Source organism: Terriglobia bacterium (assembly GCA_020072565.1).
Taxonomy (GTDB): domain Bacteria; phylum Acidobacteriota; class UBA6911; order UBA6911; family UBA6911; genus JAFNAG01.
In genome coordinates this window covers 200881-224098 of record JAIQGI010000005.1, presented here as the reverse complement: position 1 = coordinate 224098, position 23218 = coordinate 200881, and the positions used below count along the sequence as shown (strand labels likewise).

The following is a 23218-nucleotide window of genomic DNA, read 5'->3' as shown; positions in this document are numbered from 1 at the left end:
CAAACCAGCCAACCCCCTCTGGGCAGACACCAAAGGATCTGCAGTGCTGTCCCGGAAAGATTCCATGCGAAAAATCAAGTGGGGGCTTGACAACTTGATTCCACATAATGCTGAAGCAATTGGACTGCATCCTCTGGGGCATGTGCCAGAAGATTGAGCACAAGGTCGAGGGGGCCGGGCCGCGTGCCGGCGACATCAGCGTGTATGTCAAGCTGCTCCGGCTGATGTTCGAAGAGCCGAACTCCGCTGCTTAGATCGCGATTTCGGAAACATGCAAAACCGCGATCGTCGACGCCCCAATCATTTTATATGCGGATCGATTGTTATCGCTCTACAAACGATCCAGACGCAAACAGAGGCGATTCCATCTTCGCGTCAAATTTGAGGATTAGGGCCATTTGGAAATCCGTTACCAACAACAAAAAGGACAACACTGAGATCTGTTTTCATCACAGGAGGCGAATACGTGTCCAGTTTGAATAAAGTAATGTTGATCGGCAGGCTCGGCAAAGATCCCGAGGTTCGGTACACGCAAGGCGGCAATCCGGTAGCGACCTTCAGCATTGCAACGAGCGAGAGGTGGAAGGACAACGGCGGCAACCCGCAAGAAAAAACCAACTGGCATAACATCGTGATGTGGAACAAGCTCGCCGAGGTGGCGAAGCGCTTCCTGTCCAAGGGTGCCCTGGTCTACTTGGAGGGCAAGCTGACGACCCGGAAGTGGCAAGACCAGAACGGAACCAACCGCTACACGACCGAGGTGGTCTGCAACAAAATGGTGATGCTCGGCGGGAAACGCAACGGTGATACAGGAGAATCCCCCGGTGACATTTCCGAATCAGCCGAGCCTGCCGGCAATTCCGAGGCGGCAGGCATCGACGATTCAGACATTCCCTTTTGATCCTCGCAATACGAGTTGACACACTCCACACAATGCATTATATTGCGTTGACAACGGAGGATGTGCCAATATGGTACGACATGTCGAAATGTTGAGACCGCCCCTGCAAAAGGAAGAACTGCCCCGACGCAAATGCCCGGTCTGCGGCAAGGAGTTCACCCCCAACCGAAAATGGCAAGCCTTCGACACCAAGCCGTGCCAGCAGAAGTACTACGCCGCAACGCACCCCAGGGTCTCCGTCGAGAACCTGAAGGGGCAAGCCAAGAAGAAGTGACAAGCGGGCTCTCATTCCCGGGAGCCCGCAACTTCCCGCTTTACAAAACCCTTCAAGGATCCTCTCCCGAAACCGCGTTGATGCCCCAAGAGAATCCCCGAGCCGCAGGTCCAGGCGGCTCCTGTCCGGCCATCACTGCTCCCCGGGCATACTTGGGACTCGCCCACGATGTTTCCGCAGGTCGCATTTTTGAGGAAGATAGGGCGGGATCGAGATTTTATCTTGATGTGAGCGCCACCACGACCCTCAAAGCGCATCCGTCCCTCGGCTTCGGAATGAAAGCGCCTCTGAAACAGCCCAGAATCAACGATCTTGGCCTGGCCGATGTCCCGTATCCCCCACCGTTTGAAGCGTTTGCGTTCCATGTTGTACAGGGATGCGCAATCTCTGGCGCACAGTCTGCCCGCAACCCCAGTTCATCTTGAACCCTCTCTGCCAGAAAATCCAAACGCAAGCAGATTTTGTTAAATGTGGCCGCAAGCAAAAATCAGCAAAACAATGGAATCCAAAATGATACATTATTTGGCATACTATCCGTGAAGGCAGAACCGGGCTCAAGGGAGCCACACTCATAGATTTAAACAGAAACCCAGTAGAGTTTTGCAAAATATCTGGCAAAACAAAACTTTTTCAAAAATAGATCTTGACAAGCCAGCGAAATGTTACTAGTTTATATGAAAATACTGGTTTCTACTAAGGTGCACCCAATGAACATAAGAAGAATGAACACTAAAGAACGTCGGCGCTGGATTTGTGATGAAGTTAAAAAATTTGGTTTGCTTACTTTTGCGGATATCCAGAAACAGACTGATGTCAAGTGGCAGTCCTTAAAGGGGGACGCCGATCTCTTCGAACAGTTGGGTTTGGAAATCCGCATGGGCAAGGGTGAATTCTATCTGGTAAGCCCTGATCGCTGGACCTATCAAATTCGTCAATCAGAATGCAAATCAGAAAAAGAAGCGATCGGCACGCTGGCGGGAGGTCTTATATGGGGCACGCCCGATGCGAGGGAAAACATCCAGAGGCAATTGAGTGAGGCTCCGGCCCCGGCGAGGGAGACAGCGAAGAGAGTGCTGGGGAGCTTGGCGGAATATTGGAGGAAATCTCATCGATTCGCTGCGCTTGATGCAGGCACCACGACGGCGGCTGTTGCAAGATTCCTCAAAATGCAGCGCGCCCCGGATGCAGCTGCAGCGCTTAGCGGCCTTAGAGTCTTGACGAATTGCCACCAACATGTAATCGAGTTTCTTGCCAGCCCCCGGGTCACTACTGATGTTATCACTCTTGGCGGAGCACTTCGCAAGGATACGCAAGCTCAAACAGGTCTTCTGTCAGAGCTGTGCTGGAAGGCCTGGGATCTCCGCCTCGATGTCAGCATCATAGGCACAACGACCTTGCTGACGCATCGCACACCTAAGGCCGGTCCCGCGCATTTTGTTGAGGGATTCGCTTGTGACAGCGAGGACGAAGCAAGGACGAAAAGTGAATTCCTGAGCCGGAGTGATCTGAAGTGCATCGTCATGGATTCTTCGAAATTTGAGAGACAAAGGTCATCGGCTTTCTGCTTTGCGCCGCTATCGCCCGTGATGGTTGATCTGATTATCACAGACGACGGCTCGGCGCAAAAGTCCGACGCCGTGAGCCGAGCTGATTCTCTTGTTGAGCAGCTCTGGGGCGCGGGTGTTGCTGTGCTGGTTGCTAAACCAGTGGGGAGCGGAGGGTCTAAGGGCCTGGGCAAGGCAAAGCAGAAAGCGCCTATTTCCGAAAGGGGGTGAGAGAGTTTTGGATGCGGCACGGAAACGGGATGGTTCCCGTGCCACACTGCCCCCTGGGTTTAGTTAGGGAGCCTTGTTGTTCCGGTAGTTATCTTCCACCTGTTTTCTGCTCTGTGCAAGTCTTTTTGGCCTCCCTCTAACTGCACCCGAGAAATTGGCGCTCGTGTTGTTGTGCTGGTGTTATGTGTTCTGTTTCCATAGCCGGGCTTCCCCCGGCGCTTCTCGAGGTCATATGAAATCAATAAATATCGCAAGCCGCGCCGCTGGGTGCGGCGTTGAACTCTTGCGCCTATCTGGATCACTCCGGGTGGGAGAAGCAACTGCCAAGGTGCGTGACAAAACGATGGATTCCCTCGGGACCGGTACAGTGCTAATCGTCTTCGATATGAAGCGCGTGTCGAGCCTAGACGCAGGTGCAGTTGAGCAGTTGGTTCGACTGCGTCGGATGGCTCATCTCATCGGCTCCGAAATCAGGATTCTACACGCCCCTCGAACTATCACCCTAAGCCTCTTGGTCCGCCTCGTTGTCACCTTCGACATGATTTATGAGCGCGATCATGATGCGTTCCATGGAGACAAAGGATTGCGTACTTCGGACAGAAGCAGTCCCAATCTGGACGCGCGATTGGAAATTCTCGAGGGAAAAGTTCAAGTGTTGGAGAAAGTAGTGAATGGAGACCTTGAATAGTCAAGACTGTTTTGAAACCTTGTGCCAAGCATTTTGAAAATCACTCTCGCTACCTAAGATTTGTCAGGATTCTGGTAGCGTCGAAAGGCAAAGGAGGAGCAACATGCGTGAACGTTACAGCGATCCCTGCAGGGTATGCGGAACCAAAAACAGTGTCGTGAAGACTAGTGCCGTTGACCCGGACGATGGCTGGATATGGTATTGCCTCCGCTGCTGGAAGTGGTGGGGTGTAGATGTCACTGAGACGGAAACCCCGCTTCCGATTGCGGCAAAGGACGGCCAGTTAACCCAGCGCCAACCACTGTTTTGGGCACATGCCTAAAAAGAGTGAGAACTAGCAGCTCTGCACATTGGCGGATGCTGGCGGCGGCGCATGCGCAGAAGAGCGTTTTGGGCAATTTGGCAGCCCGTATCTATCTCATCCTGATTGCTAAGATCCTGACCTGCACCGATGTGATTTTCGGCAGTGTGCTAGTGCAATAGCTGGACTCAAGTTGGACGATGACGATGCGCAGAGCTAGGTTGCATAGATACTGACAAGCTGGGGAGGGCTTATTCAAAGCTCACCCTATTGATTTTGTTCACCGCAAGGTTGCGCTTGTGGGTTATGTGGACCCGAATTAGGAGAAGAATCTATGTGTCCAAAAGAAGAAGCCGACCATTTTCTCCGTTCTTTGCCAATGGAAAGTCATTGCGTGTATAACGAAAGTGAGCAAGACAAGATTGGGTGGGTGCACGGTTTTTACGACTGTACCTTTGACGCCGCTGGCTTGCATAGCGGCGGAACCAGAACCGGTCTACTGAATGGCGTTGCTGATTTGAACGAGTATATTCGTGGATATCGAGCTGGAACAACTACGCGGCTGGCCTCACAGGTGCGGCTGTGGTGCACGCAGAATCCAAAACCGCAGCTGGAAGAAAGAGAAACGACGCCCTGCGCCGCTCGAATCTCTCTCAACCACGAGCCAATGATTGCGAGGTGAGAATCCATGAAATACCTTGCTGTTTTGCTCCACTTCTATCAACCACCAACGCAGCTCCCGAAAGTCACCCAACACATTACCGAGACGTGCTACCGCCCTCTTAGTCGATTGATCGAGAGGCACCCTCGGGCGCGTTTCACTGTGAACTTCAATTTCTCGCTCACTGAGCAGCTTGTTCAGAAAGGTTACACGGACGTTATTCATTCCCTTTCTCACGCCGCTCGAGTGGGACATATCGAATTCACCGAGAGCTCTGCCTACCACTATATTCTCCCCTTGTCCCCACCCGAGGTCGTCCTAGACCAGCTGAGACGCAATCGCCTGGGCAATCGTCGTAACTTCGCGCAAGAATACAAGCCCAGGGGAGTTTTCCCTCCCGAGATGGCATACTCCCCTGAGCTGCCCACGCTCGTTCAGAAAGCGGGCTACGAATGGACCATTACGGACGATGTCGCGCTCGCCACATCGGATATCCCTGTTCCCTATGAGCACGTTCTGACCGTTAATGACCTGCCCGTTTTTCTCCGAAGCCGACTCTGGTCCTCTCGCATTGGTTCGGGCAGTGCTTTTGAGAAGGCCCAGCACCTCAGCGGTAGAGAATACCTCGATTGGCTAAAACGGGATCTTGATGGGTGGTTTGGGGCCAGGGACGGTTATGTCATAGTCGCTCTCGATGCGGAAACCTTCGGATACCATGTACCTGGCTACATCGAACGCTTCCTCACAAACCTTCTCGACAATCTTGATTGCCATCGCGACATTCGCCTGTGCACCGTTTCCGACATCTTGTATTACTTCCCACAGCGCGCAGAGTGGAATCTGCCCTGCTCCTCTTGGTCTACCTCGGCAGATCAGCTTATGCAGGGCGACGCCTTTCCGCTTTGGAGGAGCCCCCGTAATCCAATCCACCAGGCGCACTGGGCGCTTGTTGAACACGTTCTGGCGCTCTTGGACACGACCTCGCCGCGAGCTTCTGCTGCAACCTTGCATTGGATCGATCCAAAACGGGTGCAGGCCGGGTACTCCTGCCAGTTCTGGTGGGCCAATCCAGGCATCTTTTTTGATCCTGAACAAGTCATCCGAGGAGCGAACATGTTTCTGGAAATCGTGTTCGCCCTGATGCAAGAGCATCTTCTGACGGAGAAGGAGGTATGCCAAACGCTTAGTCTCTATCTCGCGCTGACATCTCAGCTCCAACTGTCCTCGACTGGGGAAGAATGCCTACGCTTGCTCGAAGCGGCTGCTTGAACTCCGCCGTTGACGAAGGGGCGACGGTTCCCCAAAAGGCTGGAAAGCCACCAACCTATTAGTCAGAGGTTTATATGCAGGGACTCGATAATTGTGAGGGCTCCCTTCGATTTTGAACACGCGTTCACTGCCGCGCAAGCGCACATAGATGCAACGACTTGTTTGCTGACCTCGTCAAGCACAACGCCAAACGAACACTGTTTGCCCCGTCCTTTTTCGCTACGGACCGAAAAAGCCCCATCTTCCAGAACGCGACTTCGGGACAGTTTTGTTGACCCAGACCTCCAGGACTTCTGTGAAGGAGGACTACTGTTGACGTGCGAACTTGACAGTTCAGAGGTGGCAAGGCTCAGCGAGACACTACTGAGGACCCGCCGCAAACCAAACGCTGTCGCTGTCTAAGATGCCGCGCCCCCAGCGTAGAACGCCATCCTGGGCTATTGTCGGGCGCTTTGGTAACCCCCCCGGCTACGCGCCGCGCGGAAGGAAGCGGCTACGGAATTATGCTGCTAGTAGGCGATAACTGTAAGGGCACCTGCAGGTCGCCCCTGCGAGGTTGGACCTCAACGCGGAAAGGCCTTTATGAGTTTGGCGGCGCGCCGCGCCTGGAAACGCGGCTTGTCATAAAGGCACGTAGGAGTTGCGACTAATCCCCAAATCAACTTTCAGCTTGCCTGTTTGGCTGGTACGGGATAGAAATCGTCATTCAAAGCCGGAATTTATCTTCGTCGAGGAAGGAACGTGGCGATCTCATCGGATCGATGGAAAGAAATCTCCCCTTCCCGCTTTCCATGGGAACGGGATGCTCTCGATTTCATCCGCCAGGGCCTGCCCGACTGCGACCCTTATCGGGCCTGGTCCAACTTCGAATTCATCGCGTCCGATGGTAGCATCAATGAGGTCGACCTTCTCGTCTTCACACCGCATGGCCTTTTTCTTGTCGAAATCAAAAGCAATCCCGGCCGGCTTCTCGGGGATGCGGGCACTTGGACTTGGGAGAACGAGGGTAAGCTCGTCACAACAGACAGCCCTTTGATCTTGGCAAACCTCAAAGCTAGAAAGCTCCGCGGATTGCTCGAGCAGCAGAAAGTCAGTCGCAAAAAAGGCCACCTTCCCTTCATCGAGGCTCTCGTTTTCTGCTCGGCTCCTGACCTGCGATGCGATTTGCAGGGAGTGGCGCGCACGCGCGTCTGCCTCCGTGACCGGGAGGCCGCTCCGGATGCGCATGCCCGGCCGGGCATTCTCGCCGCTGTCGTGCGCCGCGATTGCCCTGGCCTTGACCAATCCGTCCGAGGAGCCCACGATCGCCCGATGGCCAGACTCATCGGCCAAGCCATGGAGCAGGCAGGCATTCGGGCTTCACAGAGATATCGGAAGGTGGGGGATTATGTCCTGGAAAACCTCATCGGTGAAGGCCCCGGATACCAGGATTGGCAGGCCGCTCACGCCCAGCTAACGAACGTGAGACGCCGGGTGCGGATTTATGTCTTGCCATTGGACGCGACTTCCGGAGATCGCAAGACTATCGAACGCGCCGCGAACCGCGAATTCCAGCTCCTCGATACCCTGCTTCATCCAGGAATCCTCCGCATCTACGGCTTTACGCAGCACGAACTGGGGCCGGCATTAGTCTTCGAAGATGATCCTCATTTTGTCCGGCTCGACCATTTCCTCGCCGAACGGAAAGACCAGCTTGGCCCGGACAGTCAGCTTAGCCTGCTCCGGCAGATTGCCGAGGCCGTCCGTTACGCGCACCAGAAAAAAATTGTCCATCGTGCGCTGTGTCCGCAGAGTATTCTGGTCCAGCCATCGGGAGAGACACCCCAAATCAAGGTCTTCAACTGGCAGGTCGGCTATCGCGCGGGTACAACATCGTCCGGCGTATCCCACCCGGTGACGCCGACGTCGCACTTGGACCAGTTCGTCGAAGCCGCCGGTACAGCCTACATGGCGCCGGAGGCTTTCGCTGACGAGGACGGCACCGGGGAGTACCTCGACGTCTTTTCGCTCGGCGCAATCGCCTATCATCTTTTTTCCGGAGTTCCACCGGCCGCCAACGGATTAGAGCTGAGCAACAAACTGCGCGAGACGAAGGGGCTCCAGATCAGCTCCGTCCTTAACGGCGCTTGCGAGGCTCTCCAGTACCTTATTCAATACAGCACACATCCCGAGGTGCCCAGCCGGACCGATTCGGTCGTCGATTTTCTGCAAGAGCTCGATGAGGTTGAGGAAGAGTTGACCTCTCCAGAGTCGAAGTCCATCGAAGATCCGAGCAGAGCTCAGCCGGGAGATATGCTCCCGGGAGACCTGAAAGTCTCGAGACGCCTGGGGCAAGGCGCATTTTCCGTCGTGCTCCTGGTCGAGCATAACGGCGAGGACTTCATCCTCAAGGCCGCATCCACTCCCGACCACAATACCAGAATCAAAGGCGAGGCAGAGGTGCTCCAGAAGCTCCGGCACCCCCACATCGTGGAGTTCGAAAAACAGCTAGTGCTGGGCACCCGCAACGCTTTTCTCATGCGGCCCGTTTACTCGGAGAAGGAAAAACGGATCATAGAAACGCTCGGCCAGCGCCTTCGCAAAGAAGGCAAGCTGCACATCGATCTGTTGCAGCGTTTTGGGGAGGACCTGCTCGAGACGGTCAACTATCTCGAGGAGCAAGGTTTCCCACACCGGGACATCAAGCCTGACAACATTGCCATCGGAATGCTGGGGCGCGGCGACAAGCTACACCTGGTTCTCTTCGACTTCTCTCTCTCCCGCACGCCGCCCGAAAATATCCGTGCGGGCACGACCGGCTATCTCGACCCTCTGCTTCCGATTCGAAAGGCGTGGGACCTTCATGCGGAACGCTATGCGGCCGCCGTAACCCTCTACGAGCTGGCAACCGGAATGCTTCCGAAATGGGGAGATGGGGCAACGGACCCATCGCACCTCGACTGCGAAATCACGATCGACGCTGAATTGTTTGAAGCCGGATTGCGCGATCAGTTGGCCGAGTTCTTCACCAGGGCGTTTCGCCGCAATGTTGCGGAACGGTCCGACAATGCCGAAGAGATGCTGCGAAGCTGGCGCGCCTGCTTTGAAGCTATCGAAGAACCCGGCACGTTGGCCGACAAGGAGGATGACTCGCGTCTGCGAGGCTTGCTTGCCGAAGCCAGTTTCGACACCCAGATCCACGAACTCGGCCTGGGAACCCGCGCCACAAACGCTCTCGACCGGGCAAACATCCTTACAGTCGAGGACCTGCTCACTGTCCCGCTACGGCGGCTGTTGCGTCTGCGCGGCGTAGGCAATAAAACCCGTCGCGAGATCTCGGCCATCAGGCGAATGCTTCTTGAGCAGTTGGGCAAGCCGCTTCGCGAAAAACCCTCGGTGCCTGTTGAGGCGGAGCCCCCGCGTGAGTCAATTGACCTCGCCACCTTGAGCATCGATATGCTCGTCAGGCGCGTGGCCGGAGCGGGGGGCCGCGGCCGGGAAACAACCCAGCACGTCTTGCGGGCCATCCTAGGGCTCGAATCTGAATCGCCGGAGTGGCCCACCCAATCAGATGTCGCCCGAACCTTGAAAATCACCAGGGCCCGCGTCAGCCAGCTGGTAGGGCAGTTCCAGAACCGATGGTCGAGAGATCCCGCGATTACCCGAATCCGATCTGACATCGCTGATATCCTTGCCGGCCAGGCCGGTGCCATGTCGCTCCGGGAATTGACCGAGGCCGTGCTTACCGCGCGGGGTTCAACCGAGGATGAGCCGCAGCGCACCCGACTGGCCTGTGCGGTGGTCCGCGCCTCTGTCGAAGTCGAGCGCACGATGGCGGAGTCGCGTTTCATCGTCCATCTGGCAGAATCGGGCATCCTTGTGGCCGCAACACAGGAACTCGCGAATTACGCGATCCGCCTTGGTCAGGTCGCGGACAGGCTGGCAGAAGAAGACCCGCTTGTCGTTCCTACCCGGGCGATCGAACGGCTGCGCGAGATCCAACCACCTGCAGGCATGGTCATTACCGACTCCCGGTTGCTGCGGATGGCTTCGGCAGCTTCGCGTCACGCAGCCGTCTCGAGCCGCCAGGAGCTGTACCCGAGGAACATGGATGCCGCGAGAGCGCTGAAGCTGTCCCAGGGCGCACTTCTGGGCGTGAGGTCGCTGACCATCGAACAGATCCGGGAACGCGTGTCAAGCCGTTATCCAGAAGCTCAACCAGCGCCGGATAGGCCCATGCTCGACGATCTTCTGCGCCAGGCGGGGCTCGATTTCGAGTGGGACCCGGAGGGCCGGGAGGGCACCGGCTGCTACACCAGCCGGCTGAGCGAACGGCCTTCGATCTCCACCCGCACCGAGTCGCTCCCACGACACCCAACCGGACGCGACCTGAGCCCAGCGGGCGAGGTGACTCCTGATTTCGCGGAAGCAAGGCAATTCGAGGAGCGGCTCCAGCGCGCCGCAAAAGGAGGAGCGTTCCTGACCCTTCTGGTGAACCCGAATTATCACCGGAATTACCAGAAAGCGATGAAGGAGCTGTCAAGCCGGTTTCCGGTCCAGCTCGTGGATTTCGAGGAAGTCTTTCTGGAGGCTCTGCGGCACGCAGCCACGAAAGCGCGCGTGAGCTGGGACCTCGTGGTCAAAACCGATGCGACGCCCGGCCAAGGCGACTGGGATAAGCTGATGCTCCTGGTTGGCCGAGCCATGAACGCGGTTGAGCAGCGTTTTCTGCGCGCCGAAAAGACAATGCTGATCGTTTACGCGGGCTTGCTCGCCCGATACGACCGGATGGACTTTCTGGAACGGATGCGGGACCGCATCGGACGCCGCGACGGGATCCACGGCCTCTGGCTTCTGGTCCCCGGTGATGACCAGGCGCTGCTGGACGGCAAGGCCATCCCTATCATCAGCCCCGGCCAGCGCGCCCGCATTCCGAATAGCTGGATCGAGAACCAGCATCGCGCGCCAGCCGGCGGGGGGGACCCCGCATGATCGAGCGTCGGCAATTACTCTCGAATGTGAGCAAGCTGCTCCAGCGGCTCGAAGGTGATCTGTTGGAACGAAGCGAGTCTGTCGAAGTTCCTGATGTGGGCCAATGGCTTCGGGCGGAGCACAGCCGCGCGCGCCAGGCCGAAAGAACCGCGCAGAATTACGAGGACTGGCGAAGCGATTCAATCACGCAAAGCGCCGCTGCTTGGGTGCTCTCGTGCGTGTTCGTGCGTTTTCTAGAGGACAACCGCCTGATCGATCCACCCAAGATCGCCGGCCCGGGCGATCGCTTGAACCGCGCCCGGGACGAACACGAGCTTTATTTCCGGGCGCATCCAACCCTCAACGACCGCGACTACCTTCTGGCCGTCTTTGACCATCTGGCCCAGCTTCCCGGCGCCGCAGAAATCTTCGGCCGCCACAACGCCCTGCGCGCACAGCCGAACTGGCTCTCGGGAGATGCCGCCGCAGAGCTGCTTCGCTTTTTCCAGAGAATCAACCCGGAATCCGGCGGGCTGGTGCACGACTTCACCGATGCGGGCTGGGACACGCGTTTCCTCGGCGATCTCTACCAGGATCTTTCGGAAGAGGCCCGCAAAAGGTACGCCCTCCTCCAGACCCCTGAATTCGTCGAAGAGTTCATCCTCGACCGCACCCTCGATCCAGCGCTGGACGAGTTTGGCCTCGATGCTCCGCCTATGCTGGACCGCGAAGGGATCGCGGTGACGGCGGCCGGATTTCGGATGATCGATCCCGCCTGCGGCAGCGGCCATTTCCTTCTCGGCAGCTTTCGCCGCATCCTGGACCGATGGCAACGCAAGGAGCCCGGCACGTCTGTACGCGAACTGGTCCAGCGGACGCTCAACAGCATCCACGGCGTGGATTTGAATCCGTACGCCGTTGCGATCACGCGCTTTCGCCTGCTCTTGGCCGCGATGAAATCCTGCGACATCCGGCGCCTCGCGGATGCGCCTGCATTTCAACTGAACCTCGCCTGCGGCGATTCTCTTTTGCACGGCGCGGGTAGCCAGATGTTTCTGGGTGACTGGCGACCGCTCGCACACTACTTCCACGCCGAAGACTCGCGTGGCCTGGATCGGATGCTCGTGAACGGACGGTATCACGCGGTCGTAGCCAATCCTCCGTACATCACGCCGAAAGATCGTGCCCTGAACCAAGCCTATCGGCAACGATACGGCACATGTCATATGAAGTATTCGCTCGCAGTCCCTTTCATGGAGCGCATCTTCTGGCTTGCTGTCGACGGCGGCTACACCGGGCAAATCACGACAAACAGCTTCATGAAACGAGAGTTTGGAAAGGAGCTGGTCGAAAACTACCTGCCCAAAATCGACTTGACTCACGTTATCGACACAAGCGGCGCCTACCTCCCCGGCCACGGTACGCCGACGGTGGTCCTTTTCGCTCGCAAGCGTCGACCTGTCGCTGGGACTATTCGCGCGGTTATGGGCATCAAGGGTGAACCCGCCACGCCAGAGGATCCAGGACGCGGACTTGTCTGGTCGGCTATCCTCGACCAGATCGACCATGTCGGCAGCCAGAGCTCCTTTGTGAGCGTCAATGACACCCCACGCGAACAGTTCGGAAGACACCCCTGGTCCATCGGCGGCGGCGGTGCGGCAGAGTTGAGAGATCTCCTTGACAAGGCTGGCAGCCACTTTTTGGGCGACATGGTTGTGTCGATTGGACCGAGTGCAATTCTTGGCGAAGAAGATGCGTTCAGTACGGCAAAGGGATCCCAGCGCATCCGCCAGCTACCTGCCACTTATCGCCGGCTATTTGTCGAGGGCGAGGACATCCGAGACTGGGGACTTCTGCCACAACTCGAGGTGCTCTTTCCGTACGACGGCAATATCGAACTGCAAAGAAATGAGCTGATCCTGACATGGCTTTGGCCCCTTAGGACAACGCTCTCAGCTCGACTCGATTTCAGCAGAGCAACGTACGCGCAGTGCGGTCGGCCATGGTGGGAGTACCACCAGATTCCTGTTGAGCGGAACCGGACGCCACTGTCACTTGTGTTGTCGCATGTCGCCACGCACAATCATTTGAGCCTCTGCCGTGGCGGCCTGATGTTCAACAGGCACGCGCCGTTGATCACGCTACCTGCCAACGCCAGCGAAGACGACCACCTCGGGCTGCTGGGCATACTCAACAGTTCCATCGCGTGCTTCTGGATGAAGCAGGTGTTTCATAACAAGGGGAGCACGGTTGATCAACATGGGGCGCGTCAACGAACCACACCCTTTGAGGACTTCTGGGAACACGACGGCACGAAGCTTAAGCAATTCCCATTGCCCGCCGATCAGCCACTGGCACTCGCCAGAAAGCTCGACGCCCTCGCGCGGCAACTGTCTGCCTCGCTTCCGGAAGTAGCAGCGCGTCGGACGCTTCCAACGGCAGCAATGTTGGCCGAGCATCGGCAGCTTTTCCACACCACGCTCTTTCGGATGATCGCGTTGCAGGAGGATCTAGACTGGGAATGCTACAAGCTATACGACCTTCTGCCCCATGAAGCGGATGTTTTGCGATGCGAGAGCCCGCCCGAATTGAAGTTCGGGCATCGGGCGTTTGAGATTGTCCTCGCGCGACGCATGGCGGCCGGCGAGGAGGAATCAAGCTGGTTCGCCCGTCACGGCTCGACACCGGTCATCGAAATTCCTGCCGAGTGGCCCGATGAGTACAAGCAGATCGTGCGGTGGCGGATCGAGCTGATCGAGTCCGACCGCAACATTGGCCTCATCGAACGACCGGAGTTCAAGCGGCGGTGGAACATCGAGTCTTGGGAACTACAGCAAGAATGGGCTCTGCGGAACTGGCTGCTGGACAGGTTGGAGGGATACTTCGACTTTGATGGCCGTATGAACGACGAAGGCAAAACCACGGCCAGGATCGAGCAAGGCCTAATTTCACTTGCGCGGCTTGCCGACATCGCGCGACAGGATCCCGAATTCATGCAGGTCGGCGAGGTCTATCGCGACGATCCGGGTTTTGATGTGCAGAAGCTCGTCACCGAACTGGTCGATGCGGAGAGCGTGCCGTTGCTGCCCGTTTTGCGCTACAAGGAAACCGGGTTGCGCAAAAGGGCGGAATGGGAACACACCTGGGAACTGCAACGGCAGGAAGATGCCATTGATGCTCGGACGAAGCTGCCCCGGGATCATTCAAGTTTTCTGACCGAAGATGATGCTAAGGCTCTGAAGCGCAACGAGGTCGGCGATATCCCCGTGCCTCCGAAATACGCAAGCGCTGATTTCCTGACGACCAATTACTGGCGCTTGCGCGGCAAGCTTGATGTGCAGAAGGAGCGCTGGGTGAGCTTTCCGCATTGCCACGGATCGGACGGCACGCTGATGATCGCGTGGGCCGGCTACAATCACCTACAGCTTGCGCGCGCGATCAGCACCCATTACGTGGACGTCCAGGAACGGCTAGGCGGCCGCGAGGACCCGCGTCTGGTGCCGCTGCTGGCCTGCCTGATCGAGCTGCTCCCCTGGCTGAAGCAGTGGCACAACGAGATCGATCCCTGGTTCCGCCTGCCGATGGGCGACTATTTCGAAGGCTTCATTCAGGAAGAAGCCCGCCAGATGGGCAAAACACCGGCTGAGATCAGGGCATGGCGGCCGGCGCAGCGTGCCGCATCCAGAAGGAACCGCCGATGAGCATTCCCACTAATGCGGAAATCTGCCAAATCCTCAATCGCCTGGAAGCGCAGACTGCGGACGAGCTAGAAACGCAATGGCTCGAGTTCAAGCCCTGGGCCGACGCGAGGGCAGTCTCCCATACATCAGCGGAATATGCGGTGTCGTTCGCCAACGCCGAAGGTGGCCTGATCGTATTCGGCGTGGGAGACCGGGTCCGTAGCCGTGCGAATGCAATACATGGATCCGGCAACTGCGACCTCGATTTGCTTCGCCGGTCCGTGTTTGACTGCACACGTCCAAACATTGGGGTTGACGTTGAAGAGCTTCCCGTTCCTGAAGGTACCGGACGGCTGTTGTTGGTCCGCGTTCCTAAGGGATCGAATCCGCCTTACGGTACGGTCCAGGGTGTGTTCAAGCAGCGGGTGGGAAAGAGCTGCATGCCCATGGACGCCCAGAGCTTCGCCAGGGCCCGGGTTTCCACCGGCATCGTGGATTGGAGCGGCGATGCAGCCGATGGCCTCGATCCCGGCGACCTCGATCAAGTCGAGATTGCTCGGGCGCGCAACGTCCTGCGACGGCTCAAACCTCAGTCCGAGCTTTTGCGCGTCGATGATGGGACTTTCCTGACGGGGCTTGGAGCTGTGCGGCAGGGCCGCGTGACGCGGACGGGGTTACTGCTGTTCGGCCGGGAGGATGTGATCTCGTCACTCTGCCCGCAGCACCAGGTGCATTATGTGTACGAGACCTCTGAAACCACGGTCTCGCGCAATGACTCCTACCGCGCCGGACTTCTGCAAATCCTGGAGCGGATCGAGCAGGCCTTCACCGGGCCCGCCAATCCCGAGCATGAGGCCACAATCGGGCTTTTCAAACTGCGGATCCCCGCTTACCCGATCGAGGTCGTACGCGAAGCGTTGCTCAACGCCCTCACGCATCGCGACTACAGCGATCCCGGTGAGGTTTTGATCCGGCATGCCGCGCGTGACCTGGTGATCACGAGTCCCGGCGGATTTCTGGCGGGAATCACACCAAAGAACATTCTGCGTCACGAACCGGTCTCGAGGAACCGGACGTTGGCCGAAGCTTTTGAAAAGCTCGGGCTAGTGGAACGCGCCGGAATGGGGCGCCGGCGCATCTTCATCCCGATGCTCTCTTCCGGAAAACGAATTCCCGAATATCAAACCGATGGCACGCGTGTTGTGCTTCGGATCTTCGATGGCACCTTCGATGAACGCATGGCGGTTCTGGTGGCGAAGTGGCGCGGCGACGGTCGAGAGATAGACCTCGATGGATTGTTGGTCCTGAGTTACCTGCGCGAGCATGCATTTATCGATAGCGGGGCTGCATCTGAACTTCTCCAGTTATCGAAACAGTCCGTTCTTGGGATCCTTGACCACCTGGCTCAGCCGAAGACCGGCATTCTGGAACGTCGCGGCAGAACCAGAGCCGCAACCTACCACCTCAGCAAAGCGGTTGCGAAAGACCTGCTGGGCAAAGCCGCTTATACCAGAACCCGTGGAGTTGATCCGATCCGGTTCGGCGAAATGGTTCGCCAGTTCGTCACCGATCATGGTTCGATCACCCCGAGAGAGTGCCGGGAGTTGCTTGGTCTTGGAGAATCCCAGACCGCCAAGGTCGAAATTTCCCGTCACTTGAGGGTCTGGTCGGGCCCGGGGGGATTCCTCCGCCGTGAGGGGAAGGCGAACAAGATAAGGTATGTCCCGAAATCCGAAGGCGAATGTGTCGGTTGAGGTGCTCCTCTATCCTGTATACCAGGCGAAGAGGAACGTTAGCAAAAGCGTTAATTCTTTGGCGCATCAAAGGAGACAGCTGGATCTCGTTGAAACGGTTGGTATTGCAGAAGAGAAAGCGTTAGCAGAGTATTAGCAATTTAAATGCACCCGGTGTTTGGCAGGCAGAAAATGACCGGCTCTGTTGCCTGCTTCCGATTAATAAAAGATTAATAACAGATTTATAAATTTAGAGTGAAATCACTGGGGCATTTCAGTAAACCTGAGGAACTCAGTCAGTTATGCCAAGAAGTTAATATACAGATTGTCTCCAAGAGCACTCCAGGGCGGTTTTGGAGGTCGGCACAGACAGTTGGGCCGATGCTGAGGTCAACGGCTCATTGTCGCCGTAGCGGCCCTGGTGGGTTGCCCGCAATACAATGAGTCGAGAGTGTTAGCGAATTTGCGGTAATCGAGACCAATTTTCTGGCAGCCTCAGTAGGCTATTGATTTTAAGATGGTTACGGTTGGGAAAGTGTTAGCAAAACGTTGGCAATTCCATCGCGGTGAACGTCGATGACTCTTTTGAGAGACATAATCGAAATTCCCGAAAAGGTGCAACGAGGCGATTTCGTCCTGCACCTGGCCGAGGATGTCACGCGACCTGAGGTCGTTCTCTCGGACTACGTCGTGACTCCTGAGCTGAAGTCCTGCTTTGACGACGCGCTCTCGTTCATTTGCAGCGCCATCCAGAGCCGGACCAGCAAAGCCAGCTATCTGCACGGCAGCTTCGGCTGCGGCAAAAGCCATTTCATGGCGGTCCTGCACCTGATCCTGCAGGGGTACCCGGCAGCGCGCGGCATTCCTGAACTCGCGCCGGTGATCCAGAAGCACAACAACTGGTTATCGGGCAAGAAGTTTCTGCTCGTCCCATACCACATGATCGGCGCGCATGACATGGAGTCGGGCATCCTGGGGGGTTACGTCGATTACGTTCGCCGCGCCCACCCCGGGACACCGATCCCTGGAGTTTACCTGGCGGAGGGCCTGTTCCGCGATGCGCAGGCGTTGCGCTCCCGAATGGGTGACGCCGCGTTTTTTGCCGCACTGAGCGAAGGCAACGGCAATGGCGGAGGCTGGGGCGAGCTGGACGCCGGGTGGGATGCGGCGCGATTTGAAGCAGCCATCGCGGAGCCGCCAGGATCCGAGGAACGTTCGCAGCTGATCAGCATCCTCGTGAGCAAGTTTTTCGGATCCTACGACACCCAGGCCGGAGGGCGGGGCGAGGCTTTTGTTTCGCTGGACAAAGGATTGTCGGTTCTGAGCAAACATGCCTCGGCACTCGGTTACGACGCCGTTGTCCTTTTTCTCGACGAACTGATCCTCTGGCTTGCCAGTCACGCGACCGACCTGAAATTCGTTCATCAGGAAGGCCAGAAGCTCGCCAAGCTGGTCGAGGCGCAGACACCCGACAGGCCGATCCCGATCGTCAGCTTTGTGGCCCGGCAGCGCGATTTGCGCGAGCTGATCGGGGAGGCTGTGCCCGGCGCGGACCGGCTCAACTTCGGGGATGCGCTCCGGCACTGGGAAGGACGTTTCCACAAGATCACGCTGGAGGATCGCAACCTTCCCGCCATCGCCGAGCGGCGCGTGTTGAAGTGCCGAAATCACGCTGCGCGGCAGGAACTGGATGCCTCATTCGAGCAGACTTCAAAGATCAGGCAATCAGCAATGAACATACTTCTTACTAGCGATGGGGACCGGCAGATGTTCCGGCGCATTTATCCGTTCAGTCCTGCGCTGGTCCAGACTCTGATCGCCGTGTCAAGCGTCCTACAGCGCGAGAGAACCGCACTCAAAGTAATGGTGCAGCTTCTCGTCGAACAGCGGGACACGCTGAAACTGGGGGATATCGTTCCGGTCGGCGATCTGTTCGACGTGATCGCGCATGGCGATGAAGCCTTCAGCCAGGATATGGCGATCCATTTCGACAACGCCAAGAGGCTGTACCATCAGAAACTGCTGCCGATGCTGGAAAAACAGTACGGCATGCACCGCGAGGACCTGGAACAGCTCTCATTCGACGACCCCCAACAAACCGCATTCCGGTGCGACGATCGCTTGCTAAAGACGCTTCTGCTTTCTGCCCTGGTACCCGAAGTTGAGTCGTTGCGGGCGTTGACAGCGGATCGGCTCGCGGCGCTCAATCACGGCTCCATAAAAACACCGGTCGAGGGAAGAGAAGGTCAGGAGGTAATCCGGAGAATAAGAAATTGGGCGGCCGGGGTTGGCGAGATCCGGATCGGTGAGGAGGCGAACCCGACCATTTCCATCCAGCTTACCGGAGTGGACGTCGAGAGCATCATCGAGCAGGCCCGGCGCGAGGACAATTATGGCAACCGCATCCGCCGTGTGCGCCAAATGCTCTATGAGCAGCTCCAGATCCAGGGTGAAGGCGAGTTTGAACAGTACCGGCAATTGGTATGGCGAAACACCTCGCGCAATTTCACAGTGCTGTTCAGAAACATCCGAGAACTCCACGACAACTCACTAGAAAACACTGGTGAATCGTGGAAACTCATCATCGATTTTCCTTTCGACGAGGCCGGTCACGGCCCGCGAGATGACCTTAGCCTGCTGCAGTCGTTCAGGGACAGTCACAGGCAGGGTGCGAAAACCCTGTGCTGGGTGCCGGCGTTTCTGAGCGCAGATGCACTGAAGGACCTCGGCATGCTTGTGATCCTGGACCATGTGCTCGCAGGCGAAAGGTTCCTACAATATGCAAACCATCTTTCCCCGCCGGACAAGCAGGCGGCGAAATCTTTGTTGGAGAACCAGCGCAGCGTGCTGCGGCAGCGTGTGCAGAATCACCTGGACGCGGCCTACGGGCTGGAGGCCATTACACCGGGATCCATTGATGCGACGCATGAGCTGGAGCTGAGCGAGCGCTACATTTCTCTTTGGCCCGGATTTGATCCGCGGCCGCCGGTGGCCGCCAAGCTATGCGGCGCCATGGAGCACCTGCTCGGCCAGGCCTTGGAGCATGAGTTCCCGGCCGCTCCCGAGTTCGGCGCCGAAGTGAAACCGGCAATTCTGAAAAAAGTATGCGAACAGGCGCTGCAGGCAGCCCAAACCGCCGATGGCCGCTTCCCGGTCGATAAAGTGCTGAGACCTCTGCTGCGGCAGATCGCCAATCCGCTTCTGCTCGGCGAAATGGGAATTGATGCAACGCATTTCGTGCTGGGCCAACACTGGCGCAACCATTTCCTCCGCAAGGCTGCCGAGACGGGAAGTGAAATCACGGTGGGTCATCTGCGCGATTGGATGAACCATCCCAAGTCAATGGGGCTGCCGAAGGAAGCTCAGAACCTGGTCATTCTCACTTTTGCGGCTCAGGCCAACCGCACTTTCTATCAGCACGGCACTCTGTACGAGGCAAGCCTGACGGACCTGCCGGACGACTGCGAGTTGCGTGAACAAAAGCTTCCCAAGCAGGAGCAATGGCAGGTCGCTGTTCAGCGCGCCGGGAGCATCTTCGGCGTAGCAGTTTCCCCTCTGTTGAGTGCGAACAATGTCAGCACGCTGACAAGCGGAGTTAGAAGGAAAACCGGCGAAACACAGCGTTCCTGTCATGCGTTTTGCCAGCGTCTTCGGGATGGAATGACGCGACTGGGAATGGTCCCAGAAACCGCAGACCGGATGAAAACCGCGGCGGCAATGCGCACGCTGGCCGATTGCATTCAGGCCTCCGGAGACACTGATCTCATCGGCCTGCTTGCTACAGCGGAGATCACGACGAGTGAAGCAGCAATGGGCGAGTGCCTTGCCAAAACGGCAGAGCTCGCCGGTGCTTTCGAGACGCTCAGCTGGGATATTTTCGATAGTCTGGGCGGCATAACGGACGAGCACCGTGCTGCGGCAGAGCAGGTATTGACGGAGGTGCGCCAGGCCCTGAGCAGTGATGAACACGTGGTCCAGCTGGCACCTGCTTTGAAGGTTGCCGCCACGAAGGGCCTGAGGCTGATCACAAAAACAATTGTTGCACCTGCTCAACCGGTTTCACGTGCTACGCCGCCTGAGCCGACGCCTGGTCCGCCGCCGCAACCGGCAAAAGTCGGGCGCAGGATCGTCGGGCAGGGGACAGAGCAAAACCTGCCCCTCGCAGCCGCCAAGGATCTGCTTTTGAAACTGGATCGTGAAATCAGCCCGGGGCAGACCGCCCGGATCAGTCTGAGTTGGATCATAGAGGAAGAAGGTTCGAAATCGTGAGAACGGCAGCTCCGACATTCAGCCAGATCAAGGCACAGATTGCGGCCATCCGCAAGAAAGTCCCGGATGCTTCCGTCTTCGGCATACGAACGCACGGGGGGTGGACCGGGCAGAAAGAAAAGCGGGACGGGGACCAATCGTACATGATTTATCAGTGCGATTCCCCGCTGGCGATCCGACTGGCATTGAGAGAAGAAACCGCGCCCGGAACGATGAAGGTTCTTATTACCAGCATTGATGAAACAGAACTCAGCGACGATATCCGGCTCCGGATCGCAAAACGGCGGTTTTATGACATCGACAGCTGGCAAATCGTTGCGGCGCTGTTTCAGGCAACGACGATTGATCCTCGGCTCATGCGATACCCCTGGATAGCGGAAGCATTGTTGGATCTGAGTTCGACGGAATCATTTCCGCCTGCGCGCGGCGGATTTCTCGACGCGGACACCGTGTGGGCTCTACTTTTGAGCAGGATTGCAGGATTCGCATCGGAAACCTTGGATTCAATTGGGCTTCTCAAGTGGGCATCAGATGCTGATGCGGTAGGGCGATTCCAACAGGCATCGGAGCCCTTTCGGCAAGGTGCTGTCGAATGGGTTCGGGAACGTACTGGAAGTCTAGGAGAGTTGATACTTGATTGCGCGGGGCGGCTCGAGAGGCCCGATGCTTTGCCCTTGGGGCTCGCGGCTGGCGTCGTCTTCCATCCACAGGCAGCGGGACAGCTGGAGCGGGCGGCAGGCAAGCTGGAAGAACGTTATCTTGCGGGAAAGTCAACGGACCCTGCTGCAATGTTGCGTTGGGGTTCAGCGGCCGCGGAGGTGGTGCTTCGCCATATTGATGATCCCAGGGCTCGGTGGCAGCAGCTTCAGCGCGCGGACGAGATCCTTCGTGAGGTTCAAGCCGAGGCTTTTGCTTTCCTGAGCGATACATCCCCGCTGGGCTTCGACCAGCGACTCGGTCGTTTTGGCCGCGAGCTTTCGGTGATCGTTCGAGGGAAAGAATGGAAGAAGCTTGACGAGCTGCGCAAGATTCATGATTCCATTCAGAACCACGACCAGGCAGAACGTGAGCATCGCCGGCTGGAACGAGTGGAAATGGGGATGCGCCTGCTGCGCTGGCTCGGGGATCGCGCGGAGGGCCGGCCTGGCGAACCTGAGTCTCTCGCTGAGGTCGCAGCCCGGGAGATGAGTGATACCGGTTATGTAGACTGGGCTCGCCTTACGTTGCGTGCAGGAGATCCTGTTCGGGAGCTGTCCGAAGCCTATGCTTCGCTTTTCGCGGAAGTCACCAGCCTGCGCGAACGGCATGCGCTGGAATTTGCGAAGCTGCTGTGCGACTGGACCGCTGCAGGATCGCGAGGCGATGAAGTCGTTCCGGTCGAGAACATCCTGGATCAGTATGTCGCTCCTCTCGCAGCCCAATGCCCTGTCCTCCTGATCGTCGTGGATGCAATGAGCGTCGCAGTCGCGCGCGAACTCACGGCCGATCTCTTGCGCCACGAATGGATCAGCCTGTGCGAACCCGGGCGCGCCTTCAACCGGCCGGCAATTGCTGCAATTCCTTCCGTGACCGAGATCTCGCGGATGAGCCTGCTTTCCGGTCGTGTGCGAATGGGGGTGGCCGCTGATGAAAAGTCTGCCTTTGGGTCGCATCCGGGCCTACTGGCGCGCTGCCGCGCCGGCTGCCCTCCTGCCCTGTTTCACAAGCCGAGCCTACAGGATTCGGACGACGCCATTCTTTCGACCGAAGTGCGTGAGGAAATCGCATCCACAAACAGGCGCGTTGTGGCAGTTGTCGTGAATGCGGTGGATGATCACCTGCTGAAGGGAGAGCAGATTGACACGCGCTGGTCGCGCGATGAAATCAAAGTCCTCCCATCGCTCCTTCACGAGGCACGGAACGCCGGCCGGATCGTGGTTCTGGTGAGTGATCACGGCCACGTGCTGGATTGTCAGACGGAGGCTCGAGTCCACGAAGGCGGAGAACGATGGCGCAAGGATGACGGCAAGCCTGCCCCTGACGAGTTGCGGATCGAGGGGGGTCGGGTTCTAGTGGAGAATTCGCGGCTCATCGCACCCTGGAGCGAAAGAGTTCGGTATGGCATCAAGAAAAATGGCTATCACGGTGGTTTGAACCCGCAGGAAATGGTTGTCCCGGTCATCGTGCTGGTGAGCGGCGGAAACGTCCCGCCTGGCTGGACCGAAGCGCCGGTCGAGACCCCCGGATGGTGGGAGCAGATGTTAATTGCGGAGACATGTCCGGAACAGCCGCTGCCGCTGCTGAAGGCCGTTGAACCACGCAGCCGGCAGACGCTCTTCGATATGGAGCCTGAATGCGAATCAACCCAGGTGACGGCACAGCCTCAAGAATTCCCGGAGTGGGTCTCGCGGCTGCTATCGTCTCCAGTATTCGCAGCTCAAAAAAAGCTGGGGGGACGTGCGGTTCCTGGAGACGAGGTGTTTGCCCGGTTCTTGGCTGCATTGGACCGGCGCGGAGGGAAGATGACCTCGGCAGCCCTGGCTCGAACGACCAGTTTCCCCTTACTTCGGCTGCAGGGGTTGCTTGCGGTGATGCAGCGAGTCCTCAACATCGACGGGTATGCAGTGCTCAGTCGCGACGAAGCTTCGGACACAGTGATTTTGAACCGGGATTTGCTGCTGAAGCAGTTTGATCTGGTATAAACGGGGATTCAACGCATAAAGGGGCGACCTGCCGAT

12 protein-coding genes are annotated in these 23218 nt (G+C 57.7%); all 12 read left to right on the top strand.

The genetic code is table 11. The features are described from left to right. Positions 1-107: 107 nt before the first annotated feature. The 12 genes from LAP85_04805 (at position 108) to pglZ (ending at position 23182) form a co-directional block, all read left to right on the top strand. Entirely contained in the window at positions 108-254 is a 147-nt protein-coding gene (locus LAP85_04805; protein MBZ5495699.1) for a hypothetical protein, read from the top strand. Between the two features lie 212 nt (positions 255-466). Continuing rightward, positions 467-901, top strand: a complete 435-nt coding sequence (locus LAP85_04800; GenBank protein ID MBZ5495698.1) for a single-stranded DNA-binding protein — start codon at positions 467-469, stop codon at positions 899-901. A 70-nt stretch (positions 902-971) separates the two neighbouring features. Next, positions 972-1175 carry a DUF2256 domain-containing protein gene (locus tag LAP85_04795; protein MBZ5495697.1) on the top strand — a complete coding sequence of 68 codons (204 nt, stop codon included), beginning with the start codon at positions 972-974 and terminating at the stop codon, positions 1173-1175. Between the two features lie 707 nt (positions 1176-1882). Continuing rightward, entirely contained in the window at positions 1883-2950 is a 1068-nt protein-coding gene (locus tag LAP85_04790) for a hypothetical protein (GenBank protein ID MBZ5495696.1), read from the top strand. Between the two features lie 232 nt (positions 2951-3182). Further along, positions 3183-3638: a hypothetical protein gene (locus LAP85_04785; GenBank protein ID MBZ5495695.1), complete on the top strand. Its 456-nt coding sequence runs from the start codon at positions 3183-3185 to the stop codon at positions 3636-3638. A gap of 635 nt (positions 3639-4273) precedes the next feature. After that, positions 4274-4621: a hypothetical protein gene (locus tag LAP85_04780; protein ID MBZ5495694.1), complete on the top strand. Its 348-nt coding sequence runs from the start codon at positions 4274-4276 to the stop codon at positions 4619-4621. Between the two features lie 6 nt (positions 4622-4627). Next, complete coding sequence (locus LAP85_04775; GenBank protein MBZ5495693.1) at positions 4628-5869, top strand: hypothetical protein; 1242 nt, start codon at positions 4628-4630, stop codon at positions 5867-5869. A gap of 747 nt (positions 5870-6616) precedes the next feature. Next, complete coding sequence (pglW, locus tag LAP85_04770; GenBank protein ID MBZ5495692.1) at positions 6617-10840, top strand: BREX system serine/threonine kinase PglW; 4224 nt, start codon at positions 6617-6619, stop codon at positions 10838-10840. Then, positions 10837-14520 carry a BREX-2 system adenine-specific DNA-methyltransferase PglX gene (gene pglX, locus LAP85_04765; protein MBZ5495691.1) on the top strand — a complete coding sequence of 1228 codons (3684 nt, stop codon included), beginning with the start codon at positions 10837-10839 and terminating at the stop codon, positions 14518-14520. Before pglW ends, pglX begins: the two co-directional genes overlap by 4 nt. Then, positions 14517-16253: a putative DNA binding domain-containing protein gene (locus LAP85_04760; protein ID MBZ5495690.1), complete on the top strand. Its 1737-nt coding sequence runs from the start codon at positions 14517-14519 to the stop codon at positions 16251-16253. The genes pglX and LAP85_04760 overlap by 4 nt, the downstream gene beginning before the upstream one ends. A gap of 555 nt (positions 16254-16808) precedes the next feature. After that, positions 16809-20501 carry a phage resistance protein gene (locus LAP85_04755; protein ID MBZ5495689.1) on the top strand — a complete coding sequence of 1231 codons (3693 nt, stop codon included), beginning with the start codon at positions 16809-16811 and terminating at the stop codon, positions 20499-20501. Then, complete coding sequence (pglZ, locus tag LAP85_04750; protein MBZ5495688.1) at positions 20498-23182, top strand: BREX-2 system phosphatase PglZ; 2685 nt, start codon at positions 20498-20500, stop codon at positions 23180-23182. Before LAP85_04755 ends, pglZ begins: the two co-directional genes overlap by 4 nt. Positions 23183-23218: the final 36 nt, after the last annotated feature.

Coding starts and splice junctions, on each gene's coding strand:
- LAP85_04755 (MBZ5495689.1), top strand. CDS start 16,809: ATGACTCTTTTGAGAGACATAATCGAAATTCCCGAAAAGGTGCAACGA.
- LAP85_04785 (MBZ5495695.1), top strand. CDS start 3,183: ATGAAATCAATAAATATCGCAAGCCGCGCCGCTGGGTGCGGCGTTGAA.
- LAP85_04790 (MBZ5495696.1), top strand. CDS start 1,883: ATGAACATAAGAAGAATGAACACTAAAGAACGTCGGCGCTGGATTTGT.
- LAP85_04775 (MBZ5495693.1), top strand. CDS start 4,628: ATGAAATACCTTGCTGTTTTGCTCCACTTCTATCAACCACCAACGCAG.
- pglX (MBZ5495691.1), top strand. CDS start 10,837: ATGATCGAGCGTCGGCAATTACTCTCGAATGTGAGCAAGCTGCTCCAG.
- LAP85_04760 (MBZ5495690.1), top strand. CDS start 14,517: ATGAGCATTCCCACTAATGCGGAAATCTGCCAAATCCTCAATCGCCTG.
- LAP85_04805 (MBZ5495699.1), top strand. CDS start 108: ATGCTGAAGCAATTGGACTGCATCCTCTGGGGCATGTGCCAGAAGATT.
- LAP85_04795 (MBZ5495697.1), top strand. CDS start 972: ATGGTACGACATGTCGAAATGTTGAGACCGCCCCTGCAAAAGGAAGAA.
- LAP85_04780 (MBZ5495694.1), top strand. CDS start 4,274: ATGTGTCCAAAAGAAGAAGCCGACCATTTTCTCCGTTCTTTGCCAATG.